Annotated in this window: 10 protein-coding genes; 5 read left to right on the forward strand and 5 right to left on the reverse strand. The window is 69.3% G+C overall.

The genetic code is table 11. The features are described from left to right. The first annotated feature begins 121 nt into the window (after positions 1-121). From ACWF0M_RS18190 to ACWF0M_RS18200, 3 genes are read left to right on the forward strand one after another with little or no spacing between them, the layout of a single operon-like run. Positions 122-4,069 (forward strand): Pls/PosA family non-ribosomal peptide synthetase, encoded by a 3,948-nt coding sequence (locus ACWF0M_RS18190; protein WP_452236826.1) that lies wholly within the window; start codon positions 122-124, stop codon positions 4,067-4,069. Next, the gene (locus ACWF0M_RS18195) at positions 4,069-5,373 is read left to right on the forward strand and encodes a M1 family metallopeptidase (RefSeq protein ID WP_452236827.1); all 1,305 of its coding nucleotides are present in this window, start codon (positions 4,069-4,071) and stop codon (positions 5,371-5,373) included. Before ACWF0M_RS18190 ends, ACWF0M_RS18195 begins: the two co-directional genes overlap by 1 nt. Continuing rightward, on the forward strand, positions 5,373-6,041 hold the full coding sequence (locus tag ACWF0M_RS18200) for a hypothetical protein (protein ID WP_452236828.1): 669 nt from the start codon (positions 5,373-5,375) through the stop codon (positions 6,039-6,041). The genes ACWF0M_RS18195 and ACWF0M_RS18200 overlap by 1 nt, the downstream gene beginning before the upstream one ends. Here ACWF0M_RS18200 and ACWF0M_RS18205 read toward each other — a convergent pair. Continuing rightward, entirely contained in the window at positions 6,038-6,904 is an 867-nt protein-coding gene (locus tag ACWF0M_RS18205; RefSeq protein ID WP_452236829.1) for a LysR substrate-binding domain-containing protein, read from the reverse strand. The genes ACWF0M_RS18200 and ACWF0M_RS18205 overlap by 4 nt on opposite strands. 70 nt (positions 6,905-6,974) lie before the next feature. Here ACWF0M_RS18205 and ACWF0M_RS18210 point away from each other — a divergent pair, with 70 nt between their 5' ends. Then, positions 6,975-7,934, forward strand: coding sequence for a nitrilase family protein (locus ACWF0M_RS18210; RefSeq protein ID WP_452236830.1), 960 nt, complete (start codon positions 6,975-6,977; stop codon positions 7,932-7,934). Positions 7,935-8,020: 86 nt separating this feature from the next. Here the strand turns inward: ACWF0M_RS18210 and ispF are convergent, their stop codons facing one another. From ispF to ACWF0M_RS18225, 3 genes are read right to left on the reverse strand one after another with little or no spacing between them, the layout of a single operon-like run. Further along, positions 8,021-8,491 carry a 2-C-methyl-D-erythritol 2,4-cyclodiphosphate synthase gene (gene ispF, locus ACWF0M_RS18215; protein ID WP_452236831.1) on the reverse strand — a complete coding sequence of 157 codons (471 nt, stop codon included), beginning with the start codon at positions 8,489-8,491 and terminating at the stop codon, positions 8,021-8,023. Beyond that, the gene (ispD, locus tag ACWF0M_RS18220) at positions 8,488-9,186 is read right to left on the reverse strand and encodes a 2-C-methyl-D-erythritol 4-phosphate cytidylyltransferase (protein ID WP_452236832.1); all 699 of its coding nucleotides are present in this window, start codon (positions 9,184-9,186) and stop codon (positions 8,488-8,490) included. Before ispD ends, ispF begins: the two co-directional genes overlap by 4 nt. A gap of 37 nt (positions 9,187-9,223) precedes the next feature. Then, positions 9,224-9,709 carry a CarD family transcriptional regulator gene (locus ACWF0M_RS18225; RefSeq protein ID WP_130446326.1) on the reverse strand — a complete coding sequence of 162 codons (486 nt, stop codon included), beginning with the start codon at positions 9,707-9,709 and terminating at the stop codon, positions 9,224-9,226. Positions 9,710-10,039: 330 nt separating this feature from the next. On the opposite strand from ACWF0M_RS18225, the gene ACWF0M_RS18230 reads away from it, so the two are divergent. Next, complete coding sequence (locus ACWF0M_RS18230) at positions 10,040-10,660, forward strand: hypothetical protein (protein WP_452236833.1); 621 nt, start codon at positions 10,040-10,042, stop codon at positions 10,658-10,660. 93 nt (positions 10,661-10,753) lie between these two features. Here ACWF0M_RS18230 and ACWF0M_RS18235 read toward each other — a convergent pair whose 3' ends face one another. Next, the gene (locus tag ACWF0M_RS18235) at positions 10,754-11,785 is read right to left on the reverse strand and encodes an iron-siderophore ABC transporter substrate-binding protein (RefSeq protein WP_452236834.1); all 1,032 of its coding nucleotides are present in this window, start codon (positions 11,783-11,785) and stop codon (positions 10,754-10,756) included. Between the last annotated feature and the right edge of the window lie 2 nt (positions 11,786-11,787).

The raw sequence follows: 11,787 nt of genomic DNA on the forward strand, positions 1-11,787 counted from the left end.
CCATAACCCGCGACAACTCCATCAACGTTCCCGTCTGATCGGCCAACAAGCGGTTGATGGACGCACCCACGTGTTTGCTTCGGGTTATCGAACTTGCAACTGGGCGGCGTATTATCCGCCCGTGACGTTGCGACGCGGGGACCTGGCGACGGCCGCGCGGACGCTGGTCGATGTGCTCGAGGACACGGCCGCCAAGTACGGCGACGAACCCGCGCTCGACGACGGCAGCATCAGCCTGAGTTATCGCGAACTGCTGGTGCAGACCACCAAGTTCGCCGGCCGGTTGACCGCCGCGGGCATCGGGCCCGGCGATCGTGTCGGCATCCGGATCTCCTCGGGGCACAACGACCTGTACGTCGCGATTCTCGGCACCCTGCAGGCGGGAGCGGCCTACGTCCCGGTCGATGCGGACGACCCGGAGGAGCGCGCCGAACTCGTCTTCGGCGAGGCAGCCGTCGCGGCCACGGTCGGCGACGAGCTCGAGCTCACGATCACCCGCCCGCAACAGCTTCCGATGGCCGACAACGACGCGGCCAACGGAGCGTTCGACTATCCGTACTCGGCCCGCATGGACGCCACGAGTACGACGAACTCGCGCGGCCCGGGCGGCCCGGAGCCGACCGACGACGCGTGGATCATCTTCACCTCGGGCTCGACCGGCGTACCGAAGGGCGTCGCCGTCACGCACCGATCGGCGGCCGCGTTCGTCGACGCCGAGGCCCGCTTGTTTCTGCAGGACGAGCCGATCGGGCCGGACGACCGGGTCCTGGCCGGCCTGTCCGTCGCGTTCGACGCGTCCTGCGAGGAGATGTGGCTGGCCTGGCGGCACGGCGCCTGCCTCGTCCCGGCACCTCGAAGCCTGGTTCGCACCGGTATGGACCTCGGCCCGTGGTTGGTTGCCCAGGGCATCACAATCGTCTCGACCGTACCGACACTGGCCGCACTCTGGCCGGCCGACGCGCTCGACCAGGTCCGCCTGCTGATCTTCGGCGGCGAGGCCTGCCCGCCGGAACTGGCCGAGCGCCTCGCGATCGAGGGCCGTGAGGTCTGGAACACCTACGGGCCGACCGAGGCCACCGTCGTGGCGTGCGCCGCCCAGCTGACCGGCGAAGGCCCGGTCCGGATCGGTCTCCCGCTGGACGGCTGGGACCTCGCCGTCGTAGATGCCGCAGGCAACGAAGTGGCCGACGACGAGATCGGTGAGCTGATCATCGGCGGCGTCGGCCTGGCCCGGTACCTCGACCCGGCCAAGGACGCCGAGAAGTTCGCGCCGATGCCGACCCTCGGCTGGGAACGCGCGTACCGCAGCGGCGACCTGGTGCGCTCCGATCCGTTGGGCCTGCTGTTCCAGGGCCGCGCCGACGAGCAGGTCAAGCTCGGCGGCCGACGGATCGAGCTCGGCGAGGTCGACGCCGCTCTGCAGGCCCTCCCAGGTGTCTCCGGCGCCGCGGCCGCCGTACGCAACAGCGCCGCGGGCAATCAGCTCCTCGTCGGGTACGTCGTACCGGACGAGGCCGCCCCCTTCAACAACGCCAAGGCCACCGAGCGACTGCGTGAAGCGCTGCCCGCCGCGCTCGTACCGCTGCTGGCGATCGTCGACACGCTGCCGACCCGGACCTCGGGCAAGGTCGATCGCAACGCACTCCCCTGGCCGCTGCCCGGGATGGACAGTGACGGCCCGGCCGCCGAACTCGACGGGACCGCGGGCTGGCTGGCCGAGCGCTGGACGAAGATCCTCGGCGCCAAGGTCACCGGACCCGACAACGACTTCTTCATGCACGGCGGCGGCAGCCTCGCCGCGGCCCAACTGGTCTCCGTGCTCCGCGAGCGGTTCCCGGACGTCACGGTCGGCGACATCTACGAGTACCCGCGGCTCGGCGCGCTCGCCGAGCGGCTCGACGACTTCAAGCCCGCAGCCCTCGAGCCGGTCGAGCTCCGGGAGATCCGGCCGACCCCGAAGAGCACACAGCTCCTGCAGACCGCGCTGACACTGATCCTGCAGACCGTCGTCGGCGTCCGCTGGCTGGTCTATGTGTTCACGTTGAACAATCTCCTCGCCGCCCTGATCGAGCCGCTCCCGTGGGCGCGGACCGTGTCCTGGTGGTGGATCCTGGCCGGCTGGCTGATCCTGATCAGCCCCGCGGGCCGGATGGGCATCGCAGTCGTCGGCGCCCGCCTCCTGTTGCGCGGCCTGAAACCGGGCACGTATCCGCGAGGCGGGAGTGTCCACGTCCGGCTGTGGGCCGCGGAGAATCTCTCCGACGCAGCCGGCGCAGCCAACCTGGCCGGCGCGCCCTGGATCGCGTACTACGCCCGCGCGCTCGGCGCGAAGGTCGGCCGCGGCGTCGACCTGCACACGCTGCCGCCGGTGACCGGCATGCTCACCATGGGCCGCGGCGCCTCGATCGAGCCCGAGGTCGACCTGGCCGGCTACTGGATCGACGGCGACCGGTTGTACGTCGGAGAGATCTCCATCGGCCCCGACGCGGTCGTCGGCTCACGCAGCACGTTGCTCCCCGGCACGGAGATCGGCCGGAGCGCCGAGATCATGGCCGGCTCGGCTGTCTCCGGCAGAGTCCCCGAGAACGAGCGCTGGTCCGGCTCGCCCGCGGCGCGGATCGGCCGCGCGCGGCACCCGTGGCCGGACCACCGTCCCGCACGGGCCCCGTGGTGGGTTGCGGCGTACGGCGCCCAGTCCGCGATCATGTCCCTCATCCCGGTCGCCGGGGCCGCTGCGGCATTCGTCGTCCTCGGGTACGCACTGCGCGGCACGCAGACGCTGTCGGACGCTGCACTCGATGCGCTGGGCGCGATCCCGTTGATGACGCTGGTCGGGTTCGCCACGATCGCGGTCCTCACGCTGATCGGCGTACGGCTCCTCGGTATCGGGATCAAGCCCGGCCACTACCCGGTCCGCAGCCGGATCGGGTGGCAGGTCTGGGCGACCGAGCGGCTCCTCGACTCCGCGCGCACCCTGCTCTTCCCGCTGTACGCGAGCCTGCTGACCCCGTGGTGGCTGCGCGCACTGGGCGCCAAGATCGGCCGCGACGTCGAGGCGTCGACGGTCCTGCTGCTGCCGAAGATGACCACCGTCGGCGAGGGCGCGTTCCTCGCCGACGACACGATGATCGCGTCGTACGAGCTCGGCGGCGGCTGGCTGCACGTGGCCGGCGCAAAGGTCGGCAAGCGCGCCTTCCTGGGCAACTCCGGGATGACGGCGCCGGGGCGGAGCGTTCCGAAGAACGGCCTGGTCGCGGTGCTCTCCGCGGCTCCGAAGAAGTCCAAGGCCGGTACGTCGTGGCTCGGTTCGCCGCCCGTGAAGCTCCGCCGGCAGGCCGTCTCGGGTGATCAGAGCCGCACGTTCAACCCGCCGTACAAGCTGAAGGTCGCTCGCGCGCTGGTCGAGCTGTGCCGGTTCGTGCCGATGATGTGCACGGTACTGATTGCCCTCGGCGTGCTGTTCGCGCTGCAGGCGCTCGACCTCTGGCTCGGTCCGTGGTGGACGATGCTGCTGTCCGGCGCGGTCATCCTCGCCGCCGGCGCGGTCGCCGGCGGGATGGCGACGGTCGCCAAATGGGTCATCGTGGGGCGGACGAGAGCCGTCGAGTACCCGCTGTGGAGCTCGTTCGTCTGGCGCAACGAGGTGGTCGACAGCTTCGTCGAGCTGGTCGCCGCGCCGTGGTTCGCGAACGCCGCCGCCGGTACGCCGGTGCTCACGCTCTGGCTGCGGTCACTCGGAGCGAAGATCGGCAAGGGCGTCTGGTGCGAGACGTACTGGTTGCCGGAGGCGGATCTGGTCACCCTGGGCGACGGTGCCACGGTGAATCGCGGTTGCGTGCTGCAAACGCACCTTTTTCATGATCGAGTTCTCTCCATGAACACAGTCACCTTCGGGGCCGGGGCAACCCTCGGCCCGCACGGCATCGTCCTTCCGGCGGCCGCGGTAGGAGCAGGAGCTACCATCGGGCCGGTGTCTCTCGTGATGCGTGGTGAAGGTGTGCCTGCTGGTACGCGGTGGGCTGGGAACCCCATCGCACCTTGGCAGAGCAGTGCTCCCTGGCAGGGCTGATGGTTGACCCGTATGTGCCCAGCCATGGAAGCATCGACTACAAGGTCGAGTCGTACGAGCTGGACCTGGACTACCGGGTCAGCAGCAACCGGCTGACCGGCAAGGCGACGATCACCGCGTTCGCCGCCGAGGCGCTGTCGCGGTTCAGCCTCGACCTGTCCGGGCTCCGGGTGTCGAAGGTGACGGTGAACGGCCGCCGGCCGCAGCGGTACGCCCATCGCGGCGGCAAGCTGCACGTCACCCCGGCGACGACGATCCCGGACGGCGCCGAGTTCACGGTCGACGTCCAGTACAACGGGAACCCGAAACCCGAGGACAGCCCGTGGGGCGAGCTCGGCTGGGAAGAGCTCACCGAGGGCGTGATCGTCGCCAGTCAGCCGAGCGGTGCGGCCACCTGGTTCCCGTGCAACGACCACCCCGGCGACAAGGCGCACTACCGGATCTCGATCACCACGGATTCGCCGTACCAGGTCGTCGCGAACGGCCGGCTGGTGTCACGCCGGGTGAAGGCGAGCCGTACGACGTGGGTGTTCGACCAGGCCGCGCCGATGGCGACGTACCTCGCGACCGTGCAGATCGGGCGGTACGACGAGGTGGACCTGGCGGCATCGCCCGTGACGATCCGCGGCGTGCTGCCGGCCGGGCGGAGCCGCGAGTTCCGGCACGATTTCGGGCGCCAGCAGGACATGATGAAGCTGTTCTGCCGGCTGTTCGGGCCGTACCCGTTCGGCGGGTACACGGTCGTGGTGACCGACGACCCGCTGGAGATCCCGCTCGAGGCGCAGGGCATCTCGGTGTTCGGCAGCAACCACGTCGACGGCCGGAACGGCTCGGAGCGGCTGGTCGCGCACGAACTGGCGCACCAGTGGTTCGGGAACAGCCTGACCCCTGCGAACTGGCAGCACATCTGGCTGAACGAGGGCTTCGCCTGCTACGCCGAGTGGCTGTGGTCGGAGCAGTCACGCGGACTCACCGCCGAACAGCAGGCGGCCAAGGCGTACATGCGGTTGAAGGGCCTGCCCCAGGACCTGATGCTGTCGGACCCCGGCCCGGACCTGATGTTCGACGACCGCCTCTACAAGCGCGGCGCGATCACCCTGCACGTGCTGCGCAAGCACCTCGGCGACGACGCGTTCTTCGAACTCCTCCGTACCTGGACCAAGACACACCGGCACGGGTCGGTCACCACTGCCGAGTTCATCGCCCTGGCCACCACCTTCAGCCCGGACGAGGAGGCACTGCGCCACCTGTTCGCCGGCTGGCTGGACTCGTACGAGCTGCCACCACTACCCAGGCGACGCTGATGAAGTACGCACCGCTGGAGTTCTTCGCCGGGGTCAGCGTGATCCTCGTGATCGCGATCATCGCCGGCAAACCGTTGCGGCGGCGCGGCTCTCCGCAAGGCCCAACGAGGAGGTACATCGCGCTGGGTGCGGTCTTGTTCGTGGTCGCCGGCCTGATCTACACGTTCCCGCCGCACAACGTGGTGATCTCGGTCCTGGTGCTGGTCCTCGGTACAACGTTCTTCACCTTCGGCATCGCGATCCTCGGCGGCGGGTACTTCGGCTACCTCGGAGCCGCCGCGAGCGCGATGGCGGCCGTGCCGTTCCTGATGACGCCGACGCCGCTCGGACTCGCCCACGTCGGCAAGACGCTGAACTGCCGGGTGCACAACTACCGCAACCGCGAGGTCTGGGACTTCACCGCGGACTGCCCGAACGGCAAGAGCTACGACTTCAGATCCGACCACGGACGGGAGTTTCCCGGCGGCGCCGTGCAGGTGCGGATCGACCCGCACGGCATGCTGCAGCCGAGATGGGTCGGTCAGCAGCACCTGACCCTGGACGTGGCGATGAGCGTCATCGGCCTGCTGGGTGCGAGCGGCATCGTGGTCGCGGCCGCCTGGAACCGGCGGCGGCTCAACGGGCAGGTCAAGCACGTCGTCAAGCCCGGGTTCACCTCGGGTCCCTAGCCGGCGCGGGCCACCTCGGCGGCGACCTTCACGAAGCGTTCGGTCAACGGGGTTCTGGTGGCCCAGGCGGCTCCGGTCCACCAGGTGGCCGCGCGGCCGGGGAGCGGGACCAGGCGAACCTCGGGCGGCGCGATCCGTTCAGCGGTCTGCGGTACGACGGCCGGCCCGGCACCGGCTGCGGTCAGGGCGAGAACGGTCTGCAGGTCACCGGCCTCCTGGAGTATTTGCGGGTGGCAACCAAGTTCGGCGTACAGCGTGTTGATCTGGGCGCTCAGTCCCGGCCCGCGCTCCGGTGTCAGCCGCACCAGCGGGCGCGCGTCGATCCAGCTGACCAGATCACGCGGCAACTGCTGATCGGCCGGTACGGCGAGGGTGAGGCGATCCCGTCGTAACCGGAGGTGCTCGAGGCCGGCGGACACCGGTAACCGGACGAATCCGATCTGCAGGCTCCCGGCCAGCAGGCGCTCGCACTGCACCGCCGACGACATGTCCTCGAGCGAGATCGTCACTCCCGGCCACCGGCTCCGGAACAGCGCCACCGCCCGCGGCGCCAGCTCGATCCCGGACAATCCGAACCCGATCGCCAGCGACCCCTCAACCCCGGACGCCACCTGAACAGCCCGCCGATCGAACGCCTCGGACCGCTCCAGCAAGTCCAGAGCGTCAGGAAGCAACAGCTCACCGGCCGGGGTCAGCCGCGCGCCGTGCCGGCCTCGACTGAACAGCACCGACCCGACGCGGCGCTCGAGTACCTGGATCTGCTTGGTCAACGCCGGCTGACTCGTCGACAACTCCGCGGCCGCGACCCCGAAGTTCCGCACCCTGGCCACCGTGACGAACGCCCGCAGCAGACGAAGATCCATAACCCCAGGATATGGAATGGCCGCGAATCGCTATTGGACGTCATAGGTGCCTCGGCGTTTCGATGGTCGTATGACGTCCTTCCGAGCCGCCGTCGTCCAGTTCGAGCCGACCCCTGACCAGCCCCCGACCAACCTCGCCACCGTCGAACGACTCGCCCGCGCGGCGGTTGCCGACGGCGCCCGCCTCATCGTGTTCCCGGAGATGTGCCTGCTCGGCTACTGGCATCTCCGCCGGCACACACCCGCGCGATTGCACGAGTTGGCCCAGCCGGCCGACGGACCGCTGATCAGTCGGGTCGTTGCTCTCGCCAAGGAACTGGAGGCCGGGATCGGGGTCGGATTCCTGGAGGATGCTGACGGCACGCTTTTCAACGCGTACGCCGTGTGCCTGCCGGACGGGACCGTCCACGTGCACCGGAAGCTGCATGCGTTCGAGCACGAGCAGATCGCGAGCGGATCGACGTACACGGTGTTCGAGACGCCGTGGGGGTTCCGGGCCGGGGTACTGATCTGCTGGGACAACAACCTGGTGGAGAACGTCCGCATCACCGCGTTGCTCGGCGCAACGGTCCTGATCGCGCCGCACCAGACCGGCGGCACGAACTCGCGCAGCCCGCACGGCATGAAGCCGATAGCGCTCGAGCTGTGGGCCGGCGGTGACCGTGCGGCGATCGAGGAAGCCTTCAACGGGCCGAGCGGGCGCGAATGGCTGATGCGGTGGCTGCCGGCGCGGGCCCACGACAACGGGATGTTCGTGCTGTTCAGCAACGGCGTCGGCCGCGACGACGACGAACTCCGCACCGGGAACGCGATGATCCTCGACCCGTACGGCCGCATCGTCGCGGAGACCCCGGTCCCCGCTGAGGCCGTGGTGGTCGGCGACCTCGATCTCGACCTGGTGCCCCTGGCAACCGGCCGCCGCTGGCTCCGCGGCCGCCGCCCCGAGCTCTACACGCTCCTCACCCAGCCCATCGGCAACGAACTGAACCCCCGCGCCGCGCGGTTCTCTCCAGATCCAGTCCGTCTTTGAGCCCCCACCAACCAAAAAACACGTCGAAATGTGGTTGGTGCGTGCTCAAAGACGAGGTGGATGGTCGGTGAGGGCTCAAAGAGGGGTCAGTAGATGAGGGCGGTGGCGAAGGCGGCGATTCCTTCGGCTCGGCCGGGGAAGCCGAGGCCGTCGGTTGTTGCCGCGCTCACCGATACCTCGGCGTCGCAGGCGGCGGAAAGGACCTTCTCCGCCTCCTCGCGGCGGGCGCCGATCCGGGGGCGGTTGCAGACGATCTGCACCGTGACGTTCCCGATCTCGAACCCGGCGGCCCGAACCCGGCGCGCGGCCTCCGCCACCAGCGCGACCCCGGCTGCGCCGGCCCACTCCGGCTCGGCGGTGCCGAAGTTCGAACCCAGGTCACCCAACTTCGCGGCGGTGAGCAACGCCGTACAGATCGCGTGCGCGGCCGCGTCGCCGTCCGAATGACCGGACAGTCCAGCAGGCTCCTCCGGCCAGTGCAGGCCGGCCAGCCACATCGGGCGGCCTTCCTCCAGCGGGTGTACGTCGATGCCGTTGCCGACCCGTGGAACCTTCACGAGCTCCTCCGCTCCGCCAGCAGCGCCTCGGCGAGCAGCAGGTCCTGCGGCCGGGTCACCTTGAACGCGTCCGGCGAGCCCTCGACCGTCCGCACGGTCACCCCGATCCGCTCACACATCATCGCGTCATCGGTCACGCCCGCGTCGGCACCGGCCGCATGCGCGCGTCGCAGTACCTCAGGAGCGAACCCTTGCGGCGTCTGTACCGCGACCAACGTCGACCGATCAGGCGTCTCGACCACGTCACCGGTCGGCCCGACCCGCTTGATCGTGTCCGACACCGGCACCACCGGTACGACGGCCTTGGCGCCGGCTCGCACCGCCGCCACCACGCGCTCGATCGCATCGGCCGGGACGAACGCCCGCGCCGCGTCGTGCACCAGGATGCAGTCGATCCCGTCGACCGGCACCACGTCGAGCGCCGCCTGCACCGAGGCAGGCCGCTCGGCGCCACCGGCCACCACGAGCAGCTGCGCGTCCCCGACGTACGGCGTGAGTTCCTTGGCGACCGTCTCCTCGGAGCCCGGCGGCACGGCGACCACGAAACAAACGAGGTCGGCGGCGGTCGCTGCCTTCAGTCCACGCACCGCGTGGACCAGCAACGAGTCGCCACCGACCTCTCGAAATGCCTTCGGGGTCTCGCCACCCAGTCGCAGCCCCAGCCCGGCCGCGGGAATCACGACCGCGCTACTCATGCAAGCTGCTTCGGACTGTGCCTAATACTGTGCCTAATTAGGAGGCGAGGACCTCGTCGAGGATGGCTTCCGCCTTGTCCTCGTTGGTGTGCTCGGCCAGGGCCAGCTCGGAGACCAGGATCTGGCGAGCCTTCGCCAGCATCCGCTTCTCACCGGCGGACAGACCGCGGTCACGCTCACGGCGCCACAGGTCGCGGACGACCTCTGCCACCTTCAGCACGTCACCGGAGTGCAGTTTCTCCAGGTTCGCCTTGTAGCGTCGCGACCAGTTGGTCGGCTCCTCCGTGTGCGGTGCACGCAGCACGTCGAAGACGCGCTCCAGGCCGGCCTGATCCACGACGTCACGCACGCCGACAAGATCGAGGTTGCACGCGGGGACCCGGACGACCAGGTCGTTCTGAGCGACGATCCTCAAGACCAGATAGGTCTTGTCCTCACCTTTGATCTGACGGGTCTCGATGTCCTCGATGACGGCCGCTCCGTGATTGGGGTAAACAACCGTCTCGCCGACTGTGAAAGTCATGTGTGAAGTGCCCCTTTCCAAGATCCATCCTACCACGCGGCCGGTGGTCCGGTTCGGGCGTTTGCGCTGGTCAGGGCCCACTTCTCGCCTTGACAAACGTCGTTTCACATGCCTCGTGCGCGCGCACACCGATGCTTTCAGTATCGCTCGGGCGCCCCCGCCCGATGCCGCCGGCGGCATCCCGGCGTCCGCCTCGCCGACCCCGAGGGCTACGCTGTGGGGCGCCGGAGGCCGCTGCCTGACGGTGTCCACAGTGGTCCACAGTCGATCCGCGGTTGCCGCACAGAGGTGCCGCGACAGGTCGAAACAGCTTGCACGAGAGGGATTCCAGTGCCGATCACGTTGTCCTCGCGGTTCGCCCGGCGTACCGCGCTGGCGGGTGCCGCCGCCACTGTCTGTATCGCGCTGGCGGCGTGCAGCGCGAGCTTCTCCGCGCCGACCCTGCAGCCGTACCAGGCCGCGGAGGGCACCAACATCGAGTCCGGCCAGCTGAAGGTCCGCAACATGCTGGTGCTGGCCGATGCCGACGGCAAGGGTGAACTGCACAGCGTGATCGTCAACGACGGCGACGCCCCGGAGACCCTGGTCAGCATCGCGCAGGCCGCGCCGGGGACGGCGGACGGCCAGGCCGGGGCCGACCAGCCGGCCGAGGTCAAGTTCACCGGGCTCACCGAGCCGGTGGAGCTGGAGCCGCACTCCGCGCTCATCCTGCCGGGCACCGGCACCGAGGCCCCGAAGGCCGGGGGCGGCACTCCGTCGCCGGCCCCGACCGAGACTCCGTCGGCTCCGACCCCGGGCGCCGAAGAGGCCGGCCCGGCGATCGTCGTGACCGGCGCGAAGCCCGGCCAGATGGTCAACGTGACGATCACCTTCGGCACCGCGGCCCCGGTCTCCGCCTACATCCCGGTCCTCACCGAAGACCACTACTCCCCGTCCCCAGCGGCGCAGTAGTCCCTCGAACGACAGAACGGGCCGCCCCGGCGCGGGACGGCCCGTTCTGCTTGGTACGGACGAGCCAGTGGCCGCGGCTCGGCGTACCGGCTCTCAACTCTTGGTTGCCGAGGCCGCCTTCGAGAGGCCGGGAAGCACCTTGTCGAGCACCCACGGAACGCTCAGCACGCTCACCGCGCTCATGCCGGAGATCACCTGCTGGTCCTGCATCGCGTACGCACCGCCGCTCTTGACCGCCTTCAGCGACGAGTAGACCGGGTCGGCCAGGAACTTCTGCGTCCCGATCCCGTCGACGTACGCGATCAGTACGTCGGCGTCGACGTCCGCGACCTTCTCCTTGCTGATCGTCAGCGAGAACTCCTTCTTCGTGTTGGTCTTCTCCAGCGCCTCCACCCCCGGCGCGTTCTTGAAGCCCATCTCGTTCAGGATCTGCACCCGCGGGTCACCCGGCATGTACACGTAGTTCTCGGCGCCGAACGAGCCGACCGTGATGGTCTTGTCCTTGAACTCGGGGTGCTCCGCCGCGACCTGCTTGATCTTGTCCGAGATCCCGGTGATCAGCTTCTCCGCGTCGGCCTTCTTACCGAGCGCCTCGCCGACCAGCAGCGTCTGGTCCTGCCAGGTGGTCTGCCACGGGGCTCCCGGGTACGCGACGGTCGGCGCGATCCCGCTCAGGGTCTTGTACGTCGCCTCGTCGAAGCCCTCGTACGGGGCCAGGATGACGTCCGGCTTCAGCGCCGCGATCTTCTCGAACGGGTACTTGTCGCCGGTGTCCAGCAACGTCGTCTTCGACTTGTCGAACTTCTCCGCGTCCCACGCGGTGACGCCGTCGGCGGTCGGGCCGTAGGTGACCTTCGGCATCCCGACCGGGGTCTCGCCGAGCGCGTAGACCACGTCCTGCGCGTTCCAGCCGAGCGTGACGATCCGCTCCGGCTTCTTGGTGATCGTGGTGTCGCCGAACGTGTTCTTCAACGTGACCGGGAACCCGGACGACGCCGCACTGGCCGATGTGTCGGCCTGCCTGTCGCCGTCACTGCCGCAGGCGGCCAGCGTGGTCGTGGCGAGCAGTACGGCGGTGACCGCACCTGTGACAGTTCGGGCGACCCGCGTACGGGACCAGGACATGG

This window comes from Kribbella sp. NPDC055110 (genome assembly GCF_053607525.1).

Excerpts from the sequence above, each read along its gene's own strand:
- ACWF0M_RS18195 (WP_452236827.1), top strand. The coding sequence starts at position 4,069 with ATGGTTGACCCGTATGTGCCCAGCCATGGAAGCATCGACTACAAGGTC.
- ACWF0M_RS18200 (WP_452236828.1), top strand. The coding sequence starts at position 5,373 with ATGAAGTACGCACCGCTGGAGTTCTTCGCCGGGGTCAGCGTGATCCTC.
- ACWF0M_RS18205 (WP_452236829.1), bottom strand. The coding sequence starts at position 6,904 with ATGGATCTTCGTCTGCTGCGGGCGTTCGTCACGGTGGCCAGGGTGCGG.
- ACWF0M_RS18210 (WP_452236830.1), top strand. The coding sequence starts at position 6,975 with ATGACGTCCTTCCGAGCCGCCGTCGTCCAGTTCGAGCCGACCCCTGAC.
- ispD (WP_452236832.1), bottom strand. The coding sequence starts at position 9,186 with ATGAGTAGCGCGGTCGTGATTCCCGCGGCCGGGCTGGGGCTGCGACTG.
- ACWF0M_RS18225 (WP_130446326.1), bottom strand. The coding sequence starts at position 9,709 with ATGACTTTCACAGTCGGCGAGACGGTTGTTTACCCCAATCACGGAGCG.
- ACWF0M_RS18235 (WP_452236834.1), bottom strand. The coding sequence starts at position 11,785 with ATGTCCTGGTCCCGTACGCGGGTCGCCCGAACTGTCACAGGTGCGGTC.